Raw genomic sequence first — 20,885 nt, forward strand, 5'->3', positions numbered from 1 at the left:
GTTGACTACTTTTTCTGGTGTGTTTTGGTTGACCCAGTTCAATGCCTGTACAAAGGCATCCATCGTCGCGTCCAATTTGGCGGCTTGCGACGGGGGCACCTTGAGCTTGCAGGATATGGTCAGGACTTGGCTCATGAGTTCATTGTACTTCATCAAAGCGCATTCCTCCCGACACTGACCCTACGGGTACAGTGCGGGGCTCCTGCGATTTCTAGCTGATCCCACTCCAAAGGGATCCGCAACAACGGGCTTATTGAGAGTTATTCACAAGAGCCATTTTCTGCACTATGCTAGACTTGGAGGCAAATACCCAGGGATCCCAGGCCCGCTATGGCGGGCGCTCTAGGATTCACAGCTCCTTTTAACTTGTGCTGGAGAATTTTATGTCCGAAACTTCAACCCTGCGCCAGTCTTTCAACAGCGTGCGCGACAATCCTGTCTTGCTTGGCACTGAGATAACCCAGCCGGTTTGCGAGGGGATGAACGCCCTGCTGGCCAGCTTCCAGGGGCTGTACTTGCAGTACCAGAAGCATCACTTCGTGGTAGAGGGCACTGAGTTCTATCCGCTGCACCAACTCTTCAAAGATCACTACGAGCAGGTGAGGGAGCATGTCCACAACCTGGGAGAACGCCTAGAAGGGCTGGGAGGTGTGCCGGTAGCCAGCTTTACCACCTTGGCCCAGCTTTGCTGCTTTACCCCTGAGCCGGATGGAGCTTTTGAGGCACGGCAAATGTTGATGAACGACCTGGCGGCAGAGCAGGCCATCATCGATCTGCTGCGGCGGCAGGCAGCCCAGGCGGAGAGCCTTGGGGATCGGGCCACCCGCTACCTCTACGAGCAGATCCTGTTGAAAACAGAGGATCGCGCTTTCCATCTCCATCACTTCCTGGCCAACGACAGCCTGGTGTTCGGCTTGATGAACGGCAGAGCCTAGCCAGAAGGTCCACAGGTGGGCTTGAGCCTGCCTGGTTTCCGACCTCTGGCTTTTTTTTGAAAAGCTATTGAGAATCTGTTTCATTTCTCTACCATTCTTTACCTCTGAGGTGCTGATCCCGGCCATGAACCCCGCCTTTCTGGACTCTGAGCGCGGCTATCTCTTGAACATTCCTCTGGGCGAGCGCTGGCGCGTTGGTCGGCGGCTGATGGAATTGGGGATCCCGGCGATTTGTACAGGAGATGGTCGTCTGCGGGTGGAGGTGAGTACTCCATTGGCTGTTCTACAGGTGCGCAGTGTGATCCGTCAGCACACAGCGCGGCGACAGGAGTTATTGGATGGCCTAGAGGTTTGTTGGCAGCTCAACACAGAGGCTGGGGGTCAAGATGAGCAAGTTCCCTAAGCAAGGAATCCCGTTTGAGTCGGAGGGCCAGTTTTTGGGATTTCTTCCCGATAAAGACGGCAAGCTCAAGTACCTGCGTTGGCAAGCCGGAGCGGACGTTTTTTCCGGCAAGATCCCCAAGTCTCTGCGCTCTGCCCTCTACCGCACCCTCAAACCTGGAGACACCGTGCAGATCTGTGGGGAGCGGGAGGTGGATCCGCACAAAGGGCGAGAGAAGTGGGTGCTTTACCGGGTGGTTCCCCTCGGAGAGAGGGCGGGGGGTTTGTCTTCGGCTTCTGGGGCTGAGGCAGCTTCCGAACCGGTTGCTCCAAACATCACAGATATCAAAGGAGATATCAAAGGTACAGACATCAAAGGTAAGGTGCTGGTCTGCCAGAAATCCGACTGTTATCGGCGTGGGGCCGGAGCGGTGATGCAAGCCCTGAACGCCCACTTGGCCGCCTACTCTGGTTCGATTTGCGTGCAGGGGGTGGGCTGCATGAAAGATTGCAAACGGGGCCCCCATGTGGTGTTTATGCCCGACAAAGCCCGTTATAGCGGCGTTTCCCCCCAAGGGATCCCGGATCTGTTGGAGCGGCATTTTGCCATTGCGTCGCGGGTACAGCAGGTTGAGACAGCGGCTTCTTCCCAATGCCCACGCTGACCCTCCATCGGCGAACGGCTCTGTGGGGCGGGCACGAGTGATTTTCCTTCTGCAGAGGAGCCGCTTTGGGTTGGTTTGAGACAGATTCCTTTCTTTTTCCCGGTGGTGGGCTGCAATTGACTGCCCTTGCCCCCCGGGAGAGGAGAGCCAACACAATCACACAGGTTGCTGCAATCGGAAATGAATGGTGCAAAGGGTGCAGCAGTAGACCTGGGGAGAGCGAGATCCCAATTGCCAGCTGGTGGAAGGGATCCCTCCTGTGTGATGCTACAGACAGAGGCAGGCTAGGGGAGGGAACAAACCTTGCGGGTGGGGATCATCGGCACCGGCTACGCAGCTCGCTCACGGGCCGAGGCCTTGCGCAAAGATGGGCAAGTGCAGATTGTCGCTGTTGCCGGTCGAGCTCCCGACCGGAGCGATGCTTTTGCCGCCGAGTTGGGGGCCGTCGCCTATTCGGACTGGTCTTCTCTGTTGGGCGAGCAGCGGCTGGATCTGGTTTTTGTCAGCACCATCAATCGGGATCATGCCGCCATTGCCCGTGCTGCTCTGGAGGCAGGGATCCACACCGTCGTGGAATATCCCCTCGCCCTCAGCGCTGCCGAAGCGCGTTCCTTGGTGCAATTGGCAGCCGAGCGGCAAGTGCTGCTGCACGTCGAACACATCGAGCTAATTAGCGGCGTTCACCGGTTGCTGAAACAAGAGCTGGAAGGGTTGGGCAAGCTGTTTGCCGTTCGCTACATCACTCTCACCGCCACCCACCCCGCCCCCGATCGCTGGACCTATCGGCCTGAGTTGTTTGGCTTCCCCCTCATGGGGGCCGTTTCTCGCATCCACCGCTTGGTGGACTTGTTGGGCAGGGTAGAACGGGTGAGCTGCCAACTGCGCTACGACGGGCCGGATCTGCCCCACCGCTACAGCAGTTGCTACTGCACAGCCCAGCTGAGTTTTGCCAGTGGGTTGCTGGCGGTGTTGACCTATGGCAAGGGGGATTCCCTGTGGTGCTCGCAGCGGCTACTGGAGTTCCACGGTCAACGGGGGGGCCTATTGATCAACGGCGAAGAGGCAACGTTGCTGCGGCCCGGCAGCGCCCACCCTCTAGAGACGGGATCCCGCCACGGCCTGTTCGAGCAAGACACCCGCATGGTGCTGGATCACCTGCGCCACGGCAGACCCCTCTATATCCATACTGAAAACATGCTCCACGCCCTGGCGGTGGCCGAGGCAGCCGAGCGATCTGCCCAAACCCAGCAGGTGGTTTGCGTTCAGGATTGGCCCTAAGGGAAGTCCCTCTCCCCTTGAGAGAGGGGAGCTACGCAATGGGGAGTTTCACTGGGATGTTATGGTCATTTCAGGTTAAGGTGAGACGCCTGGGCTGCTGATCGCGCCAGCGGGACGGAGTCCTTGAAAAGCCCTATAGCCTGCTGCACTCAGAGTTTTAGGTGTGGGTGCAGTGCCCTAGTTTAATTGAAATGACCATACTGGCAATACAGGGATCCCTGAAAATAGACAGGATGGCGGGGAGGGCTAGTCATGATTGAGGCGGGGGCAAGCGTCTTGAGGCGGATGTTGGGCGTCTACGGCAGCTCTAAGATGGGCGTTCTGCTGCTGTTGGGGTTTTCTTCGGGTTTGCCGCTGCTGCTGATCAACACCACCTTGAATGCTTGGCTGACCCAAGCGGGCTTGACCACCATTGCCATCGGCTTGTTTAACCTGCTCAATTTGCCCTACTCCTTTAAGTTCTTGTGGTCGCCTGTTCTGGATCGATTTCTGTTGCCGGCACCGGGATCCCTGCGGGGCAGTCGGCGGCGGGGGTGGATGGCCCTGACCCAGGTGCTGTTGCTGCTCAGCATAGGGCTACTGGGTTTTCAGGATCCGGCCCAAACCTGGCTGGAAGCCTTGGGATGGGAAGAGCTGGCCCAGACTTGGCCGGGCATCACAGTTTTCACCCGCCCGATCTTTCTGGTGGGGTTGCTGGTGGCTTTTTTGAGCGCCTCTCAGGACATCGCGGTGGACGCTTACCGTACCGATATCTTGGCGGAGCGGGAGATGGGGGCAGGGGTAGCCATTTTCGTATTTGGCTACCGCATCGCGCTGTTGGTCAGCAGTGGCGTGAGCTTGATCTTGGCGGACTATTTGCCCTGGTGGCAGGTGTACGGGATCATGGCGCTGCTGATGTTGATCGGGTTGATTACCTCGTTTTTGGCCCCTGAGCCGGAAAACAGCGCCCTCAAGCCTGCCTCTTTGCGGTCGGCCATCATCGAGCCGTTTCAATCTTTTTGGCGGCACCGCTTGGCCTGGGCGATCCTGCTGTTTGTGGTCTGCTTCAAGTTGCCGGATAGCTTGGCAGGGCAAATGACCCCCACATTTTTGTTGCAGACGGGGTTTAGCACCAGCGATCTGGGCATTATCCGCAGTTGGATAGGCTTGTTGGCCACCTTGGCTGGGGCTTTTGTGGGGGGGGAGTGGGTCAGCCGCATCGGCACCTACCGCTGCCTGTTCATCTTCGCGGCATTGCAAGGGATCGGCAATTTGGGCCTGGGAGCGATTGGGTTGGTGGGGCAAAACTATCCGCTGCTGCTGGGGGCAACCGTTTTCGACAACATGGCCGGGGGCATGGGCACGGCTGCTTTTCTGGCTTTTTTGATGAGCCTTTGCGATCGGCAATTTAGTGCCACTCAGTATGCTTTGCTCACCAGTGTATTTGCCGTGGGGGGAACCTTGGCCGGGGCCGTGTCGGGCTATTTGGCGGCTGCAGTCAATTGGCCTTTGTTTTATTTGATTACAGCGATGACAGCTGCTCCGGCGATGGTGATCCTGCTGTGGCTCGGCCCCCCTTCATCGACTGCAACCCCGGCCACAACCGCATCTGAACCGTAACTGCCCCACCGCAAATCCGGTTCTAATAGCCTTGCCTTGAACGCAACAAGGATGGCCGCCTACAGCGCAGCCCCGATTTTGGCCGCCAGATCCACCAGCCGCGCCGCATAGCCGTACTCGTTGTCATACCAGGAGAGCACCTTCACCGTGCGATCCCCTAAGGTCATGGTGGATCCCAAATCCACAATGGAAGAGTGGGGATCCCCGACGATATCCGCCGAGACGATCTCCGGTGGAGCAATGGCCAGGATGCCGCGCAGCGGGCCTTCTGCAGCCTCGACAAAGGCTTGGTTGACGGCTTCTCTGGTGATGGGCTGCTCGGTACGCACCACAAAGTCCACAATAGAGCCGGTCAAGGTGGGCACCCGCAGCGCCAGGCCATCCATCTTCCCTCTCAGGGCGGGCAAAACCTCGGCCACTGCCGTGGCGGCCCCGGTGGTGGAAGGCACGATCGACACTGCTGCTGAGCGGCCCCGCCGATAATCTTTGGGATCCGGGCGATCCACAATTGCCTGAGTGGCGGTATAGGCATGGCAAGTGGTGAGAAAGCCGGTCTCGATGCCGAAGCGATCCAACAAGACCTTAGCCAGCGGCGCCAAGCAATTGGTGGTGCAGGAAGCATTGGAGACGATGTGATGCCGCTCCGGGTCGTATTGGTCGTCGTTGACCCCCATCACCACCGTCAAGTCGGGGCCTTTGGCGGGAGCAGAGATGATCACCTTTTTGGCCCCGGCTTCCAGGTGTTTGGCCGCCCCCTCTCGTTTGGTGAACAAGCCGGTCGATTCCACCACCAGGTCAACCCCCAGATCTTTCCAGGGCAGTTGTGCCGGATCCCGCTCTGCCAAAACTCGGACTTTAAGGTGGCTGCCGATTTGCAGATGTCCGTTCACCGCGCTCACGGTTTGGGGCAGGCGCCCATAGGCCGAGTCGAACTGGAGCAGGTAGGCCAAGTTGTCGGGTTCGGTCAGGTCATTGACTGCCACCACCTCCAGCTCCCGAGCTGGCTGAGACAGCAGCACCCGCAGGAAGGCCCGCCCAATGCGACCAAATCCGTTAATGGCTACCCGTGTGGTCATCGCAATCCTCCGGTATCAGTTTATACGATGGATCAGGGGACGCGGCATGGGAGACGCTGCCCCCCTAGGGATAGGGTAAAAGAAGAACGGGATCCCCATCGCTTTTGCACCCAAGATCTCCAGATTTGCCACTGGGACTCACCCAAGAAGTTGCCGGCAGAAGGGAAAAGTAGGAATGAAGGTATTGCTGACCAACGATGACGGCATCGAGGCTGCCGGGCTGGCCAACCTCAAGTTGGCCCTCAGCGCCCTCATCCCGGAAGAACACTGTTGGATTGTGGCCCCCCACCAACCGATTTCCGGCTGCAGCCACCAGGTGACAACGGGGCGACCTTTTCGAGCCTTGGCCCGCGGCGAGCGCACCTTTGCCGTCGAGGGATCCCCTGCCGACTGTGTGCGGGTGGCCCTATTCAAGCTGGCCCCATCGGTGGATTGGGTGCTTTCCGGTATCAACGAAGGGGGAAACCTCGGATCGGATGTGTACCTGTCGGGAACGGTGGCAGCGGTACGGGAAGCGGCGATGCGGGGGATCCCGGGAATTGCCATTTCCCAATACCGAGCAGGGGGCCAACCCATCGACTGGGAGCAAGCCCAGCGGTGGACGCGGGAAATCTTGGCGGAGCTGATGGAACAACCCCTGCCCAGGGGGGCGTTTTGGAATGTGAACCTGCCTCACTTGCCCGCCGGATCCCCTCTGCCGGAGCGGGTTTATTGTCCCCTCTGCACCCAACCCCTGCCGCTCGATTATGCGGTGGAAGCCGAGGGAAATGGGGCAGAGTCGCTGTGGTTTCGCTACCAGGGCCGCTATGCGGAGCGCGCTCGGGATCCCCAAACCGATACCGACATCTGCTTCTCCGGTCGGGTGGCCATCACCCAAGTGCAACTGGCCAAGGACTCCGTCCCGCTAACGCGACCAGGCGTTTCCGCTGGGGGGGGTAGAAGCCAGGTTGCGGGCAATGGTTCTCAGCCGTTGCAGCCGTAGCGCCGTCAGGATGTCGGTGGGATCCAGCTTCAGAACCTGTTCTATGGCATCTGCCAGGTGTTGAGCGGCCTCCTGTCGGGTGTAGCCGCGAAACTGAGCACGGCGCAGGGCAAATTCATCGGCGTCGAAATGGGCGCTCTCCCGGTTCAGGTTTTGCCAGATCTGCCGGACGGAGAGAGCCGTAATGCCACCTGCCAACAGAGCGGAAAAGGGGTGCTGCAAAGAGAGCTCCGCCACGGTGGTGATGCCCCCGAACAAGGCCAGCGATTGGTAAAACCCCGGCTGCAGCCAGTTGCGATTGTCCAGCCAGCCCACCTCCCGCAGAAACAACAGATCCCGCTGCGGCTGAGGGATCCCTTGCCAACGGCGAAAATCGATGGCGATGGTGCCCTGGGGCTGCCAAGGGGCTTTGCGGCGGGAGATGAGCAGGGCTTCGCCCCCGAAGTGGGGAACAATGGTGATCAAGGGTCGGAAAGAAGCGGGGAGCAGATCCCGCAACCGTTCGGTTTCTTCTTTTTCGAAGGGTTGGAAATCTGGGCGGCTGGTCATGGCCTCACCTGTTGGGGGGGTTGGGGTGGGGAGCCCGCCTAAAAACAGGCCCTGTTCCGGCCCCCGACACCCCAGCCTGTGTAGAACCAATGCGAGGTTAGTCTATCGCATCTCCAGGCTGGCCGTAGAACTCCATGGGTTTCTGTTCGCGGTAGCGGGACGGAGTCCTTAGATCCCAATCCTAGGTTGCGTAGACTGGGAAGGCGAGCCTATCTGTCTCAAATCTGAGGCCATGACTTTCCCAGCTCAGCCAGAACCCCAAGTGCTCCGTACTGCTGACGGGAATGAGCAGAGTATCAACAGCCCCCTTTACACGTACGCCTTCTTCCTGCAGCCAGCGCCAGAGCTTTTGCCCTTCATCCGGCAAACCGAGGGGATCCATCGGTCGGTGCAGGTGTTCTCCCCGGCAGGCAGCCGAATTGCCGCTGCTGTGGAGCCGATGCCGGATCCGGAGTCGCTGCAAGTCTCGGATGAGGTGTTGGTGCGTTCTGCCCTGCGCCACGATCAGGTGATCTGCCGGCTGTTCGCCCAGATGCCGGTGCTGCCCCTGCGCTTTGGCACCTGCTTTCTCTCAGCAGAAAGGCTGGGATCCCATCTGCTGTCCCGGCAGACGGAGTACGAACAAGCCCTCGCAGCCATTGGGGGGCGGGCCGAGTACTGTCTCAAAGGAAGGGTTCAACCTCAGCCCCAACCGGAGCCACAGCCCTCCCTAAGCGGGACGGCCTATCTGTTGGCCCGCAAGCAAGCCTATCTCCAGCAACGACAGGCCCAAGAGCAGCAAGAGCAGGAGCAGCAAGCCCTACAGCAGCTTTGGCCTTCCACCTGGCCTGTGCAAAGGGGGGATCCCCAGCCAGGAGAAGCCTTGCGGCTTTACTTTTTGCTCACCCCTGCCGAGTGGGAAGCCGCCGCTCAGCTCACCCAAACCTGGCTGGATCAGCACCCCCATTGGCAACTGGATTGGAGCGCCCCTTTGCCCCCTTATCACTTTGTCCGTGCCCTGCGGGATCCCCTGGCCGACAGGTGATAGATCCCAACTTTGGAGTGGCCGACACCGTTCAAAGTGCTCCGCACGAGGATCGCGGTCGCGTTAGCAGAGCGTGGATCCAAGCGTGATAATGGTGAGGGGATCCCGTCCGCTTTCTGTTTGCATTGGCGAGGCGGAGCCCTCACAGGGCAAAGGACTCCGTCCCGCTAACGGGAACAGCAGGCAAAAGGAAGAGTTGTGGTCTAAAGCGCTATGCGCCGCTACCGCGAACGAGTTGGGCTATTGGGGCTGGGCACGGTTGGCACGGGCGTTGTGCAAATTCTGCAGCAACCCCGGCATCCTCTCTTGCAGTCGGTTGAGATTGCGGCGGTGGGGGTGCGCTCTTTGGACAAGCCACGGCAAGTGCGGATCCCGCCTGAGCGCCTGACCACCAATCTGGAGCAAATCGTGTCGGATCCGGAAATCGACGTGGTCATCGAGCTGATGGGGGGCTTGGAGCCGGCCCGCACCTTGATCTTAAAAGCCCTTGACCACGGCAAACCGGTGATCACAGCCAACAAAGCGGTGATCGCCCGCCACGGGGAGGAGATCTTTCAGGCGGCAGCCCAAGCCAAAGTCTCGGTGCTCTTGGAAGCGGCAGTTGGGGGCGGGATCCCGATTCTGCAGCCCTTGCAACAGTCCCTGCAGGCCAGCCACATCCAGGCGGTCTGGGGCATTGTGAACGGCACCACCAACTTCATCCTCAGCCAGATGACCCAGGTGGCCAGCTCATTTGAGGAAGCCCTGGCCCTGGCCCAGGCCCACGGCTACGCCGAAGCGGATCCCAGCGCCGATGTGGAAGGGTGGGATGCCGCCGACAAGATCGCCATTTTGGCCAGCCTTGCTTTCGGGGTGTCTGTGAAGCGGGAAGCCATCCCCTGCGAAGGGATCCGCGGCATCAGCCCCACCGACATTCGCTATGCCCGCGAGTGGGGCTACACCTTCAAGCTCTTGGCCATCGCCCAAAGGGCCAACTCTGGCGGGGAGGCAGCGAAGATGGCTTTGGATATCCGGGTCCACCCCACCCTTCTGCCCTCTACCCACCCCTTGGCCAACATCAACGGTGTGGACAATGCCGTCCTGGTGCAGGGGGATCCTTTGGGGCAGGTGGTGCTGTCGGGGCCGGGGGCGGGGCGGGGGCCGACTGCCAGTGCCGTTGTTGGCGATCTGCTGACCCTGATTGCCCACCGGCAAACGGGGGCTGATGCCCCCAATCCGCTGTGGGGATTCTCCTGCTTCCCCGCTGCCGCCTCTTTGATCCCTCTCTCGGAATTGGAGTCGGAGTTTTACGTGCGGGTGTTGGCTCAGGATCAGCCGGGGGTAATGGGGGCGATTGGCACCTGCTTCGGTCGCCACCGGGTTAGCCTGGAGAGCATTACCCAAAAGGAATGTCACCAAGAGCAGGCGGAGATTGTGATTCTCACCCACACCGTCCGGGAGGCCGACTGCCGGCAGGCGCTGGCCGAGATCCAACAACTGCCCCAAGTAGCCGGGATCCCCAGCCTATTTCGGGTGCTGCGCTAGCTGCTATAGATCCAAAATGCTCCGCACCGCTGACGCGAACGCGCTGGTGGGACGGGGAGCGGCTCAGAGCATAATTGTTTGACTCTTGAGGATTGAAAACCCCGTTGGAACCCAAAAGATGAACTCTTCTGTTGAGCACTTTAGCGGGACGCAGCCCTCGCAGGCCGAGGTGGTGGTGGTCGGGGCGGGCATCAGCGGCCTAACGTTAGCCTTGCGATTACAACAGGGCTTATCCCCCAAGGATGAATCCACCCAGCCGCTGCTCCTGGCCGAGGCCAGCTCCCGCGTGGGGGGCTGTATCTCCACCCAATCCAAAGACAGCTATCGCTGGGAAGAGGGCCCCAACAGCTTTACCCCCGTCCCCGCCCTGCTTAACCTCATTGCCGAGGTGGGCTTGGCGGAGCACCTGGTGCTGGCCGATGCCAAGCTGCCCCGCTACGTTTACTGGGAGAAAGCGCTGCTGCCGGTGCCCCTGAGCCCTTCTGCGGCAATTGGCTCGCGGCTGTTGAGCGTGGGCGGCAAGTTGCGGGCCTTACGTGGGTTGTTGGGGTTTGTCGCGCCACCGCCGGGCAAAGAGGAAACGGTGCGGCAATTCTTCCGGCGGCAACTGGGATCCGAGGTGGTAGAGCGGCTGGTCGAACCTTTCACCTCAGGGGTGTATGCCGGGGATCCGGATCAGCTCAGCGCCTTGGCAGCCTTCCCCCGCATTGCCGGCTTGGAAGAACGCTACGGCAGCCTCTTTGCCGGTGCTGTGCAGGCTTTGCGCAGCCGTTATCGCTACGCGACGCTCCCGCGAACCCGTCACCAGGACAGCGGCAACTCCCCTATCCAACCTCCTCCCAAGCGGGGCCAACTGGGTAACCTGCGGCAGGGGTTGCAGCAGCTACCTGAGGCGATTGCCCAGAAACTGGGCAGTGCGCTGCGGCTGGGCTGGCGGGCTGTGCATCTCAAGCGGGATGAGACGGGCTACCGGGTGGGCTTCGTCATACACGACAGCGGTGCAGAGCACAACGCCCCAGAAGAAATCCACTGGGTGGTGGCTCAACAGGTGGTGCTCACCCTCCCTGCCTACGCCGCTGCCACCCTCCTGCAGGATCTCAACCCCCAGGCCAGCCGGCTGCTGAGGGAAATCCCCTACCCGCCTGTGGCGGTGGTGGCTTTGGCCTATCCAGAAGAAGCCCTCCCCCAACCGCTGCGAGGGTTTGGCCATCTGATCCCTCGCTCTCAGGGCCTGCGCACCCTGGGCACCATCTGGGCCTCCTCCCTCTTCCCAGAGCGGGCTCCTCAGGGCTATCACTGCCTGGTCAGCTTCATCGGGGGAGCTACCGATGCGGCTTTTGCCCGCCAGAAAGGGATCCCGCCCATTACGGCGCTCTCCCCTGACGAGCGGGCCCAAATTGTGCATGCAGAACTCAGCCAGATCCTGCTCACCCGCCCTGTCGAACCCATCCGCCTGGGAGAGCGCCTGTGGCCCCAGGCTATCCCGCAATATACGCTTGGCCACCGGCAGCGGATTGCCCAATTGCAGGCCAGCCTGGCCGACCAAACCCCAGGGGTGTGGGTGTGTGCCAACTACCTGGATGGCGTGGCCTTGGGAGATTGTGTGCGGCGGGCCGAGGCCCTAGCCCAGCAGATCCTGTCCGTCCGGCGTTAGCGGTGCGGTTCCCGTTCGCGTGTAGCAGCATAGAGTGCTGTAGACATAGCAGCATGAGCCATCCCTACACCAGCCTCCTGCTCATCCCCACCGGCATTGGTGCCCGCATCGGTGGTTTTGCCGGGGATGCCCTGCCTGTTGCCCGCACTCTGGCAGCAGCCGCAGAGCGGGTCATTACCCATCCCAACGTGTTAAACGGAGCCAGTTTGTTTTGGCCGATGGGGAACGTGTTGTACGTGGAAGGGTACGGCCTGGATCAGTTCTGTGCGGGGGTGTGGAATTTGCGGCCAGTGCGCCAAAACTGTGTTGGGGTGGTGCTGGATGCCGGGATCCCCCCCGATCTGCAACAACGCCACCTGCAGGTGATGCAGGCTGCTCAGGCCACCTTGGGGCTCAACATCGGCCCCTGGCGCTTGACCCGCCAACCCTTGGGCGTTTCCGTCAGCTTCTCCCCCTCAGGAGCCAGCCAGGGATCCCTGGCCCGGCCCGATGCTCTCTTGGAGACTGCCCAGGAGCTGGTTCGCCTGGGGGCAGAGGCCATTGCCGTGGTGGCCCGCTTTCCGGATGACTTGGACTTCAGCCAGTACGAGCAGGGAAGGGGGGTGGATCCCCTGGCCGGCGTCGAAGCCCTGATCAGCCACCTGGTGGTGCGGGAGTTGCGGATCCCTTGTGCCCATGCCCCCGCTTTCTACCCTGAGACTTTCCCCAAGCCGGTTCACCCCCGCGCTGCTGCTGAAGAGGTGGGGTTTACCTTCCTGCCTTCGGTTTTGGTGGGCCTCAGCTACGCTCCCCAGTTCGTCAAGAGCGGGGATCCCGCCCAACCGGGCGACCTGACAGCAGAGCAGGTGGACAGCGTCATTGCCCCGGCCACTGCCTTTGGGGGGCCTGGCTTGCTGCACCTGGCCAGCCGTTATTGCGGCGCAACGCTGTCGCAACCCCACCACAATGCTCCGCCGCTGACGCGAACGGACGGAGTTCTTACTCGTCCTCCGCTTTTCATTGCCGTCGAGGAAAACACCACCGTGATGCAGGTGCACCCCCGCCAGTTGGGGATCCCTCATGTATCGGTAACCTCCTATCTAGAGGCGATTGGAGTGGTGGTGGCCCACCGAGCAGGAGTGGCCTGGTCGTCGCTACGGCTCTCCCCCTCCCCCCCGGAAAAGCTGGGATCCCACACTTGCGCCGTTATTGCTACGCGACGCTGTTGCGTTCGTGACAGCGGTGCAGAGCACAATAGTGGGACAGAGTCCTTTCGCGATAGCGGGACGGAGTCCCAGTAGGCTACCGGTCGCGTTAGCGGGACGGAGTCCATGAGCAGATGGGAGCCGGCAGGGGATCCGCTGGGTTTAGGCCGGCAAACCACTCGGATAGGGCAGCCGGCAAGCAGAGGCCGGGGTTTCCCTCGATGTGCAGCCGCTCCAGTCGGGGCAGTTCTGCCAAAAAGGTCGGCAGTTCTCCCGTGAATTGGTTACGTGCCAGGCGCAGATCCCGTAACTGATTCAGCTGAGCCAGCTCGGGGGGCAGGGATCCGCTGAGGCGATTGTCCGACAGGTAGAGGTTTTCCAGGTGGCGCAGTTGCCCCAGTTGGGGGGGAATAGGCCCAGAGAGCTGATTGCGATCCAAAAACAGGCCCTTGAGGGAGCTCATCTGGCCCAGTTGGCCGGGAAGGGTGCCGCTGAGGCGGTTGTTTTGCAGGATGAGGTTTTCCAGGTGGCGCAGTTGCCCCAGCTGGGGGGGAATAGGCCCAGAGAGCTGGTTGTGATCCAAAAACAGGCCGCGCAGGTTGCGCAGCTGCCCCAGCTCGGATGGGATGGAGCCGGAGAATTCGTTGTAGTCGAGAAACAGGTTTTCCAACTGGCTGAGTTGCCCCAGCTCGGGCGGCAGGGGGCCGGAAAGTTGGTTGTGGCTGAGGGACAAGGCTCGCAACCGGCGAAATTGGCCTATTTCGGGCGGCAAGGAGCCGCTCAACCCCTGGCGATCCAACACCAGTTGGACAAGACACTGATCCGGATCAAAAAGGGCCACCTCCTCTACCTTCACCTCCGGACGGCCCAGAGCTGCCAAGATCTGCCGCAGCAAGAGGGGATCCCGACAAAGGGGAGCAGACCAGGCCCCCATCCCCCAGCTCAGCCAAACCCAGATCGCCAACAGGCCCACCGCCCACCTCTCGTGCCGAGCCATTCCCCTCTGCTGCTTCATCCCTGCTCTCCAAAGGATCTTTGCCAAGGTAGCATCCTACTCCATCCCGCCTCCGCCGGGGTTGTTGCTATGGGCAGGGGAACCGCGACGTAGAAGAGTTCTGGCCCGGAACCGGCTAAGGACTCCGTCCCGCTAGCGCGAACAGCTACACTGAAAAGCCGATGACCTCCTCTTCGGCAAACCTCCATGGCCAGGATCAACGACCACTTCCTCAAGCTCAAGACCGGCTATCTCTTTCCCGAGATCGCCCGGCGGGTGCAGGCTTTTGCCACCGCCCATCCCGAAGCTCAAATTATCAAAATGGGCATTGGCGATGTCACCGAGCCGCTGCCGGAAGCCTGTCGAACGGCCATGATCCGGGCGGTGGAGGAAATGGGGGAACGGGCCACCTTTCGCGGCTATGGGCCAGAGCAGGGCTACGAGTGGCTGCGCCAGGCCATTGCCCGGCACGACTTCCAGGCCCGCAACTGCGATATCGACGCTTCCGAGATCTTCGTCTCCGATGGCTCCAAGTGCGATTGCGGCAACATCCTGGATATCCTCGGCCACGACAACACCATCGCCATCACGGATCCTGTCTATCCGGTTTATGTGGACACCAACGTGATGGCGGGCCATACGGGGCCGGCCAACGAACGCGGCGAATACGAGGGCCTGGTCTATCTGCCCATCACTGCCGAAAATCACTTCACCGCCAGCCTGCCCAGCCAAAAGGTGGATGTGATCTACCTCTGCTTCCCCAATAACCCCACAGGCGCAGTGGCCACACGGGAGCATCTGCAAAACTGGGTGGACTATGCCCGTGCCCACGGCTCCCTGATCCTGTTCGATGCCGCCTACGAAGCCTATATCACCGAGCCCGGGATCCCCCACTCCATTTACGAGATTCCAGGGGCGCGGGAATGTGCCATCGAGTTCCGCTCCTTTTCCAAAACCGCTGGGTTTACCGGCACCCGCTGTGCCTTTACGGTGGTGCCCAAGTCTTTGCGGGGGCAAGCTGCCGATGGATCCTGGGTGGATCTGTGGAGCTTGTGGTATCGCCGTCAATCCACCAAGTTCAACGGGGTGTCCTACATTGTGCAGCGGGGGGCGGAGGCGGTCTATTCCGAAGCGGGGCAAGCGCAGGTGCAAGGTCTGGTGCAGTTTTACCTGGAAAATGCCCGCATCATTCGCCAGCAGTTGGCCGAAGTGGGGATCCAAGTCTATGGCGGCGTGAATGCCCCCTACGTCTGGGTGAAAACACCCGATGGGCTGAGCAGTTGGGAGTTTTTTGACAAGCTGCTGCACACCTGCCATGTGGTGGGTACCCCTGGCTCTGGCTTCGGCAGCGCCGGAGAGGGCTATCTGCGCCTGTCCGCTTTCAACAGCCGCGCCAACGTGGAAGAGGCAATGCGCCGCATTGGCAGCGTGTTTGCGGGGGCTGGAGCCGTTGGTTAATTGAGTCTTGACCCAGAGGGCGAGGATTCTTTCAAGCGCTCCCCGCCGCCAGAGGCGAACAGCTTGGGCCCGACAGGAAAGATGACGAACCAGTCGGCGATACCGCCGCGAACCCTTTTGCCTGCAACGCAGCAACTGGGCCAGCTTCCCCTTCGGCTTTCCGGGTACTGCCGCTTCGACTGCAGCTCCTGACCGTTAGCGATGAAGATATCCATACCCTCATGGGCAGTGGCCAGGTGAACTTTGCCCAAATCCACCCCATTTCCACCAGAACGGGTGTGTTCTGGGGCCAAGGTATCACCCTTTCCCATTGGGCAGATAGAGTTTGCAGCAGCCCAGCAAAAAGCTGCCCTGATCGCGTCAGCAGGTCGTATCTTGGTCGGCCAGTTCTGGCGAAAGCCTTTCACAAAGCAGGCCGTAGGTCTTTTGCCTGGATCCCTAGACCAGCAGCGGGGCTTTGCGCCAAGCCTTGGGCTGCTGGAACCGGTGCAGATCTCGGATCAGCCGCACCCAGCCGTCAGACATGGACTCCACCAAAACTTTGCCTTTCTCCGGCGTGGCGGCGGTGGCATCGCCCAAAACTCCGCTCTGGGTGAGATCGCGAGTTGCCCAAGCGAAAGGGATCCGCCCTTCCATGCTGAGCAGGCTGTTTTCCGGCAGATCGTGGGGATATTCGCAGACCAATCGGTCGGTTCGCACCGTGTCCGGCAAAAGGTGCATCAGCATACTGGTCTCCCCATCGCCGGCGTGAATGCCCAATTCCCGTTCTTTCTCGGTAAACAGCTCTCGTCCTTCGTGGGGAACGCGCCAGACCGACACCGGAAACAGCATGAAATCTTCATACTTCTGGTGCAGATCGCGGGCAACAATCTCCAGGACCTGTGGCTGGCCACCGTGGGAATTGAGGAACACCAGCTTGCGAAACCCAGCTCGGTAGATGCTCTCTGCCACTTCTGTCAGCACCGCCATCAGGGTTTGAGCCGAGAGGGTAATGGTGCCGGGGAAATGCCAATGCTCGTTGGCTTTGCCGTAACATTGGGTGGGCAAAACATAGGCCGGGATCTCAGGCTCCAGCTTCTCCATGGCGCGCCCAATGATCGCCGTGCCGATGCAGGCATCCACCACCAGGGGCAGGTGGGGCCCATGTTGCTCGATTGAGGCAACCGGCTGAATGATCACCACGTTCTCTTTGTCGGGCATGGCCTGGATCTCCGTCCAGGTCAGGTAGGGGAAAAAGCGGTGGGGCGGGACAAAAGTGTGCATCATGGCGGGATCCGTTCAAGTTTGATCAGAAAGCTACCTAGCACCATGCCACAAAATCGGGTTCACGAAATGCCCGCAAAGACGGGATCCCCGGCCAACCCGCCTGCCAAAGAAAAGTAAGGAGGCCATCGATTAGGATCAGTACAGTCCATATCGTCTTCAGTTAACGATTGCATGACCCTGTTGCCTCGTTTGCCCGCCCGATGTGGCTCTGTGGAGAATATCCCTTTCAGAAGCCGCCCTTTGCCTGCCCCGGTGGAGGTGGGCAGCACTCCACCCTCACCCCGTCCCATCCTCGCCCTGCCAGGGCCGCAAGCCACCCTCTATGTGGAGCTGATTCAGGCTTCTCTCCACAATCTTGCGGCGGGATCCCCAGCATTGCTCTGGGTGCGGCCTCTCCTGCTCAGGCAGGGATCCCAAGTCTTCAACCTGCGGGCCACCTCGGATTTGCTCTGGCCTGCTGCCGGCTTTGTCCCGGCCTATGCGGAGGAGGTGTTGCCCCTTTTGGAGCAGGCAAGGGATCCCGCTCCCCACGAGCTCCCTGCCCGACAGCAGTTGCAGGCCTTTCTGCGGCAAGTCTGGCGAGGCTAGGCTGCCCCGGAATGGCCAAGGGAGGCGGCCAACCTTTGCAAAGCCGATGCCAACATCGCTAGAGCCGCGTCAATTTCTGCCGGGGTGACGATCAAGGGGGGCACAAAGCGCACCACCTGGGATCCTGCCGGCACCAACAACAGCCCGCAGTCCATGGCTGCCTTGACCACTTCAGCCGCCGGGATGCGCACCACCAAGCCCTGAATCAGGCCCCAGCCCCGCACTTGCTCAACGAGCTGCGGAAACTGCTCCGCCAAGCGGGACAGCCCCTGACGCAGATACACCCCTGTCTGCTGGGCATTCCAAACCAAACTCTCCGACATTAGCGTGCGGCAAACCGCCAGACCCACCGCACAAGCCAAGGGGTTGCCCCCAAAGGTGCTGGCGTGATCCCCCGGCTGAAACACGGCGCAAAAGTCTTTCGCCAACAAGGCCCCGATGGGGATCCCACCGGCCAGGCCCTTGGCCAAGGTGAACACATCCGGCTCCACCCCCAGGTTACAGTGGCCCCATAGCATGCCAGTACGGCCCATGCCCACCTGCACCTCATCCAAAATCAGCAGAATGCCCCGCTCGCTGCAGATCCGGCGCAACCATTGAAAATAGGCGGGATCCCCCGGCACAACCCCCCCTTCCCCCTGCAACGGCTCCAACAGCACGGCACACACCCGCTCGCCCCAGCGCTCCAACACCGCTGCTGTGCCCTCGATGTCGTTGTAGGGAACGTAATCAAAGCCGGGCACCAGAGGGGCAAAGTCTTTTTGGTATTTGGGCTGGCCGGTGGCGGTAATGGTGGCCAGGGTGCGGCCATGGAAGCTGGCATGGGCGGTGAGGATCATCGGATCTTGGATCCCGCGCACCGTGTGGGCATACTTGCGAGCCAGCTTAATGGCTCCCTCATTGGCTTCCGCCCCTGAGTTGCAGAAAAACACCTTGTCGGCACAGGAGTGCTGGGTCAGCCATTGAGCCAGTTGTGCCTGCGGCTGGTTGTAGTAAAGGTTGGAAACATGGTGCAACTGTTGTGCCTGCTCGGTGAGCGCCTGAATCCACAGCGGGTGGGCATGCCCCAGGGTACAGGTGGCAATGCCGGCCACAAAGTCCAGGTACTCGCGCCCCTGCTCATCCCAAACCCGACACCCCTGCCCGCGCACCAAGGTCAGGGGATAGCGCCCATAGGTGGCCATCACATGCTCGGCAAACAGCTCGGCAGTTGTCGGGGATCCCGAGGGGGCACTGGCAAGAGGCGAAGTTAGAGGAGACATGGCCGGTAAAAGATTGCTGTCGTGTTGGCGGCGCGGAGCGCTTTGGGGCTGGCGCAAGCCGTGTTTCGAGTGTACCACCCTGCTTTTGGAGATGATATTCTGGCAGGGCCCAAGATTCAGGGATCCCTACGAACCGATGTCGCGGCGGGGGGTAACGGTCTGGTTTACAGGGTTGAGCGGGGCGGGCAAAACCACCCTGAGCTGCGGCGTGGCCCAGCAGTTGCGCGCTTGGGGGCTGCCGGTGGAAGTGCTCGATGGGGACCTGGTGCGGCAACATCTCACCAAGGGTCTGGGCTTCAGCAAAGCGGATCGGGATGAGAACATTCGCCGCATCGGCTTTGTGGCGGAGATGCTGACTCGGCACGGGGTGATTGTGCTGGTGTCGGCCATTTCCCCCTATCGGGCAGCACGGCAGGAGGTACGGCAGTATATTGGCAGCTTTATCGAAGTCTTTGTGGATGCCCCCCTGGAGGTGTGCGAACGCCGGGATGTGAAGGGCCTCTATCGAAAGGCGCGGGCAGGCTTAATCCAGCACTTTACCGGTATTGACGATCCCTACGAGCCGCCGGAACAGCCGGAGGTGGTGTGCAAAACTGCCGAGCAAAGCATCTCCGAATGTATTGACCTGGTGATACAAAGCCTAAAAAGCAGAGGTTATGTCTAACAGGCCCCCTGCTCTTACGTTGCCCGTAGAGGGTGGGCTTCCCCCTGGAGTAGCTGCAAAGAACCTAGAATTAAGAAAGGCTTACAAGCAACTCCTATGGCTTCGACATCGGCATCGGCCACTCCCATTTCGGCGCAGTGGATCTGGCGGGGGCAGTCAGTTCATTACGTCAAACAGGGTGAGCAGGGGCAGCCTCTGCTTCTGGTGCACGGCTTTGGAGCCTCCACCGACCACTGGCGCAAGAACATTCCCGAATTGGCTCAACACTACCAGGTGTACGCCATCGATTTGCTGGGTTTCGGTCGCTCCGCCAAGCCCAACTGGGACTACCGCGCCGAAATCTGGCGGGATCAGCTGCGGGACTTTTGCCAACAGGTAATCCGTCGGCCTGTGGTGGGGATCGGCAACTCCCTGGGCGGCTATGTGGTGCTCAGTTTTGCGGCGGAGTGGCCGGAGTGGGTGCGGGGCGTGGTGCTTTTGAATGGGGCAGGTGGGTTTTCCACCCTCAAGGGATCCCCGACCGGATGGCGGCAATGGATAGGCGGATTGGTGGGCTGGGGCCTGCGCCAGCGCCTGGTGTCTTACCTGCTGTTTCAGTATTTGCGGCAGCCGCACGTGATCCGAGCCAAGCTGAAGCAGGTTTACTACGACCCGGCAGCCGTGACCGATCAGCTGGTCGAGGCCATCCATCGCCCCACCCAGGATCCGGGGGCTGCCGATGTGTTTGTGGCCTTGATGCGAGGTGGGCAGAAGGGACGGTATGTAGATGAGCTGCTGTGCAGCTTGGTGCGCCCGCTGTTGTTGATCTGGGGAGAACGGGATCCCTGGATGCGGGCGCGGGAACGCTCTAAGCTGTACCGGGCCCACTACCCTCAAGCGGTGGAATACTTCCTGGAGGCTGGCCACTGCCCCCACGATGAGCGCCCCGAAGAGGTCAATGCCCTGATTCACCGGTGGATCGAGACCGGGATCCCGGCCACCACTTCTCCCCCCATTTCCAAAGCTGCCCCTGTATCGGAAGTCCATCCCTAGGCGGCCCGTCTAGCTTGGGCTGTCCAACGATTCCCCCTGGGGATCCCCTTCTAGGCCGATGGTGTACTTAGACCATTCTCGATGGGAACCACTGCCGACGGCTTTGGAGATTTCAAAGTAAAGAGTGCTGTGGGGACGGCGGGGTTGGCGCAGCAGGGGCATACCGGCTTCGCGGGGGGTGCGGTTCCCTTTTTTCACGTTGCAGCGCACACAGGCACTGACCACATTTTCCCAAGTATCCCCGCCGCCACGAGACCGAGGGATCACGTGATCCAGGGTGAGATCTTCGCCGAAGCAGCCGCAGTACTGACAACGATGCCCATCCCGGTAGAGGACGTTGCGGCGCGTGAGCGGGATCTCCTTATGGGGAACGTGGACATAGTGGCGCAGACGAATGACAGTGGGCAAGGGAATGTTGCCGTACACCACTCGGCCATTGTGCTCGATTTGCTCGGCCTTGCCCTTGAGCAAAAGAACGACCGCCCTGCGCCAACTGGTGATGTTGAGCGGCTCGTAGGAGGCATTCAAAACCAAAACTTTGCCCATAGTGCCGCGCACCGCTGACGGGATCCCTAACCCAAGCCGGGAGGCACCAGCCCCCTGAAGTTATGCAAAATGTTAACACAGCTTCAGATTCGGGCAGTAGGAGCCCTGTGCTCCAGGAGATATTCCCGGCTGCTGCAAAACGCTACTCTGGAGAAGATCTGTTGGCAAGGGCGTGTTCAATCCTAGGGCATTACGTGGGGTTTCCCGAACAGGCTGAACTTTAT

At 60.7% G+C, this 20,885-nt stretch carries 21 protein-coding genes and 1 pseudogene; 14 read left to right on the forward strand and 8 right to left on the reverse strand.

Annotated features, from left to right (window positions below):
* A pseudogene (locus ACVWZU_RS08410) lies at nt 1-135 on the reverse strand (RNA-guided endonuclease TnpB family protein); the annotation flags it as partial.
* A 248-nt stretch (nt 136-383) separates the two neighbouring features.
* On the opposite strand from ACVWZU_RS08410, the gene dpsA reads away from it, so the two are divergent.
* The 5 genes from dpsA to ACVWZU_RS08435 all read left to right on the forward strand — a co-directional run bounded on the left by dpsA (nt 384) and on the right by ACVWZU_RS08435 (nt 4,858).
* Nucleotides 384-935, forward strand: coding sequence for a DNA starvation/stress protection protein DpsA (dpsA, locus tag ACVWZU_RS08415; RefSeq protein WP_457441926.1), 552 nt, complete (start codon nt 384-386; stop codon nt 933-935).
* A 124-nt stretch (nt 936-1,059) separates the two neighbouring features.
* A complete protein-coding gene (locus ACVWZU_RS08420) occupies nt 1,060-1,338 on the forward strand; it encodes an Asr1405/Asl0597 family protein (RefSeq protein WP_414399291.1) in 279 nt (92 codons plus the stop codon).
* Complete coding sequence (locus ACVWZU_RS08425) at nt 1,322-1,981, forward strand: (2Fe-2S) ferredoxin domain-containing protein (protein ID WP_457444339.1); 660 nt, start codon at nt 1,322-1,324, stop codon at nt 1,979-1,981. The genes ACVWZU_RS08420 and ACVWZU_RS08425 overlap by 17 nt, the downstream gene beginning before the upstream one ends.
* A gap of 303 nt (nt 1,982-2,284) precedes the next feature.
* Nucleotides 2,285-3,259, forward strand: coding sequence for a Gfo/Idh/MocA family protein (locus ACVWZU_RS08430; protein ID WP_011433046.1), 975 nt, complete (start codon nt 2,285-2,287; stop codon nt 3,257-3,259).
* A gap of 312 nt (nt 3,260-3,571) precedes the next feature.
* Nucleotides 3,572-4,858, forward strand: a complete 1,287-nt coding sequence (locus ACVWZU_RS08435) for an AmpG family muropeptide MFS transporter (protein WP_457444341.1) — start codon at nt 3,572-3,574, stop codon at nt 4,856-4,858.
* Between the two features lie 59 nt (nt 4,859-4,917).
* Here ACVWZU_RS08435 and gap read toward each other — a convergent pair whose 3' ends face one another.
* Entirely contained in the window at nt 4,918-5,934 is a 1,017-nt protein-coding gene (gap, locus tag ACVWZU_RS08440) for a type I glyceraldehyde-3-phosphate dehydrogenase (protein WP_457444343.1), read from the reverse strand.
* A gap of 175 nt (nt 5,935-6,109) precedes the next feature.
* On the opposite strand from gap, the gene surE reads away from it, so the two are divergent.
* Nucleotides 6,110-6,916, forward strand: coding sequence for a 5'/3'-nucleotidase SurE (gene surE / locus ACVWZU_RS08445; RefSeq protein ID WP_457444345.1), 807 nt, complete (start codon nt 6,110-6,112; stop codon nt 6,914-6,916).
* Here surE and ACVWZU_RS08450 read toward each other — a convergent pair.
* The gene (locus tag ACVWZU_RS08450) at nt 6,839-7,465 is read right to left on the reverse strand and encodes a DUF3318 domain-containing protein (protein ID WP_457444347.1); all 627 of its coding nucleotides are present in this window, start codon (nt 7,463-7,465) and stop codon (nt 6,839-6,841) included. The genes surE and ACVWZU_RS08450 overlap by 78 nt on opposite strands.
* Before the next feature lie 232 nt (nt 7,466-7,697).
* Here ACVWZU_RS08450 and ACVWZU_RS08455 point away from each other — a divergent pair, with 232 nt between their 5' ends.
* From ACVWZU_RS08455 to ACVWZU_RS08470, 4 genes are all read left to right on the forward strand, one after another.
* On the forward strand, nt 7,698-8,489 hold the full coding sequence (locus ACVWZU_RS08455; protein WP_457444349.1) for a GvpL/GvpF family gas vesicle protein: 792 nt from the start codon (nt 7,698-7,700) through the stop codon (nt 8,487-8,489).
* Between the two features lie 213 nt (nt 8,490-8,702).
* Entirely contained in the window at nt 8,703-10,013 is a 1,311-nt protein-coding gene (locus tag ACVWZU_RS08460) for a homoserine dehydrogenase (protein WP_457444352.1), read from the forward strand.
* A 118-nt stretch (nt 10,014-10,131) separates the two neighbouring features.
* Entirely contained in the window at nt 10,132-11,667 is a 1,536-nt protein-coding gene (gene hemG, locus ACVWZU_RS08465) for a protoporphyrinogen oxidase (protein ID WP_457444354.1), read from the forward strand.
* A 53-nt stretch (nt 11,668-11,720) separates the two neighbouring features.
* Complete coding sequence (locus ACVWZU_RS08470) at nt 11,721-12,947, forward strand: DUF3326 domain-containing protein (protein ID WP_457444356.1); 1,227 nt, start codon at nt 11,721-11,723, stop codon at nt 12,945-12,947.
* A gap of 13 nt (nt 12,948-12,960) precedes the next feature.
* Here the strand turns inward: ACVWZU_RS08470 and ACVWZU_RS08475 are convergent, their stop codons facing one another.
* Nucleotides 12,961-13,848: a leucine-rich repeat domain-containing protein gene (locus tag ACVWZU_RS08475; RefSeq protein ID WP_457411290.1), complete on the reverse strand. Its 888-nt coding sequence runs from the start codon at nt 13,846-13,848 to the stop codon at nt 12,961-12,963.
* 204 nt (nt 13,849-14,052) lie between these two features.
* Between ACVWZU_RS08475 and ACVWZU_RS08480 the strand changes: the two genes are divergently transcribed.
* Nucleotides 14,053-15,303, forward strand: a complete 1,251-nt coding sequence (locus ACVWZU_RS08480; protein ID WP_011433036.1) for an LL-diaminopimelate aminotransferase — start codon at nt 14,053-14,055, stop codon at nt 15,301-15,303.
* Here ACVWZU_RS08480 and ACVWZU_RS08485 read toward each other — a convergent pair.
* Together ACVWZU_RS08485 and ACVWZU_RS08490 are read right to left on the reverse strand one after the other, a co-directional pair.
* Nucleotides 15,300-15,596, reverse strand: a complete 297-nt coding sequence (locus ACVWZU_RS08485) for a hypothetical protein (protein WP_148202718.1) — start codon at nt 15,594-15,596, stop codon at nt 15,300-15,302. The two genes, ACVWZU_RS08480 and ACVWZU_RS08485, sit on opposite strands and share 4 nt — an antisense overlap.
* 145 nt (nt 15,597-15,741) lie before the next feature.
* Nucleotides 15,742-16,566, reverse strand: a complete 825-nt coding sequence (locus ACVWZU_RS08490; RefSeq protein WP_011433035.1) for a creatininase family protein — start codon at nt 16,564-16,566, stop codon at nt 15,742-15,744.
* A 243-nt stretch (nt 16,567-16,809) separates the two neighbouring features.
* On the opposite strand from ACVWZU_RS08490, the gene ACVWZU_RS08495 reads away from it, so the two are divergent.
* Nucleotides 16,810-17,157 carry a hypothetical protein gene (locus ACVWZU_RS08495; RefSeq protein ID WP_457444358.1) on the forward strand — a complete coding sequence of 116 codons (348 nt, stop codon included), beginning with the start codon at nt 16,810-16,812 and terminating at the stop codon, nt 17,155-17,157.
* Here the strand turns inward: ACVWZU_RS08495 and ACVWZU_RS08500 are convergent.
* Nucleotides 17,154-18,419: an aspartate aminotransferase family protein gene (locus tag ACVWZU_RS08500; protein ID WP_011433033.1), complete on the reverse strand. Its 1,266-nt coding sequence runs from the start codon at nt 18,417-18,419 to the stop codon at nt 17,154-17,156. The two genes, ACVWZU_RS08495 and ACVWZU_RS08500, sit on opposite strands and share 4 nt — an antisense overlap.
* A 136-nt stretch (nt 18,420-18,555) precedes the next feature.
* Here ACVWZU_RS08500 and cysC point away from each other — a divergent pair, with 136 nt between their 5' ends.
* Nucleotides 18,556-19,083: an adenylyl-sulfate kinase gene (gene cysC / locus ACVWZU_RS08505; protein ID WP_457444360.1), complete on the forward strand. Its 528-nt coding sequence runs from the start codon at nt 18,556-18,558 to the stop codon at nt 19,081-19,083.
* Nucleotides 19,084-19,179: 96 nt separating this feature from the next.
* On the forward strand, nt 19,180-20,115 hold the full coding sequence (locus ACVWZU_RS08510) for an alpha/beta fold hydrolase (RefSeq protein ID WP_011433031.1): 936 nt from the start codon (nt 19,180-19,182) through the stop codon (nt 20,113-20,115).
* A 9-nt stretch (nt 20,116-20,124) separates the two neighbouring features.
* Here the strand turns inward: ACVWZU_RS08510 and ACVWZU_RS08515 are convergent, their stop codons facing one another.
* Nucleotides 20,125-20,661, reverse strand: coding sequence for an HNH endonuclease (locus ACVWZU_RS08515; protein WP_457444362.1), 537 nt, complete (start codon nt 20,659-20,661; stop codon nt 20,125-20,127).
* Nucleotides 20,662-20,885: the final 224 nt, after the last annotated feature.

The sequence above is a fragment of the Thermostichus sp. MS-CIW-26 genome, assembly GCF_054059115.1.

Coding starts and splice junctions, on each gene's coding strand:
- dpsA (WP_457441926.1), top strand. CDS start 384: ATGTCCGAAACTTCAACCCTGCGCCAGTCTTTCAACAGCGTGCGCGAC.
- surE (WP_457444345.1), top strand. CDS start 6,110: ATGAAGGTATTGCTGACCAACGATGACGGCATCGAGGCTGCCGGGCTG.
- ACVWZU_RS08470 (WP_457444356.1), top strand. CDS start 11,721: ATGAGCCATCCCTACACCAGCCTCCTGCTCATCCCCACCGGCATTGGT.
- ACVWZU_RS08515 (WP_457444362.1), bottom strand. CDS start 20,661: ATGGGCAAAGTTTTGGTTTTGAATGCCTCCTACGAGCCGCTCAACATC.
- gap (WP_457444343.1), bottom strand. CDS start 5,934: ATGACCACACGGGTAGCCATTAACGGATTTGGTCGCATTGGGCGGGCC.
- ACVWZU_RS08425 (WP_457444339.1), top strand. CDS start 1,322: ATGAGCAAGTTCCCTAAGCAAGGAATCCCGTTTGAGTCGGAGGGCCAG.
- ACVWZU_RS08490 (WP_011433035.1), bottom strand. CDS start 16,566: ATGCACACTTTTGTCCCGCCCCACCGCTTTTTCCCCTACCTGACCTGG.
- ACVWZU_RS08480 (WP_011433036.1), top strand. CDS start 14,053: ATGGCCAGGATCAACGACCACTTCCTCAAGCTCAAGACCGGCTATCTC.
- cysC (WP_457444360.1), top strand. CDS start 18,556: ATGTCGCGGCGGGGGGTAACGGTCTGGTTTACAGGGTTGAGCGGGGCG.
- ACVWZU_RS08510 (WP_011433031.1), top strand. CDS start 19,180: ATGGCTTCGACATCGGCATCGGCCACTCCCATTTCGGCGCAGTGGATC.
- ACVWZU_RS08435 (WP_457444341.1), top strand. CDS start 3,572: ATGGGCGTTCTGCTGCTGTTGGGGTTTTCTTCGGGTTTGCCGCTGCTG.
- ACVWZU_RS08460 (WP_457444352.1), top strand. CDS start 8,703: ATGCGCCGCTACCGCGAACGAGTTGGGCTATTGGGGCTGGGCACGGTT.
- ACVWZU_RS08475 (WP_457411290.1), bottom strand. CDS start 13,848: ATGGCTCGGCACGAGAGGTGGGCGGTGGGCCTGTTGGCGATCTGGGTT.
- ACVWZU_RS08455 (WP_457444349.1), top strand. CDS start 7,698: ATGACTTTCCCAGCTCAGCCAGAACCCCAAGTGCTCCGTACTGCTGAC.
- ACVWZU_RS08500 (WP_011433033.1), bottom strand. CDS start 18,419: ATGTCTCCTCTAACTTCGCCTCTTGCCAGTGCCCCCTCGGGATCCCCG.
- hemG (WP_457444354.1), top strand. CDS start 10,132: ATGAACTCTTCTGTTGAGCACTTTAGCGGGACGCAGCCCTCGCAGGCC.
- ACVWZU_RS08420 (WP_414399291.1), top strand. CDS start 1,060: ATGAACCCCGCCTTTCTGGACTCTGAGCGCGGCTATCTCTTGAACATT.
- ACVWZU_RS08450 (WP_457444347.1), bottom strand. CDS start 7,465: ATGACCAGCCGCCCAGATTTCCAACCCTTCGAAAAAGAAGAAACCGAA.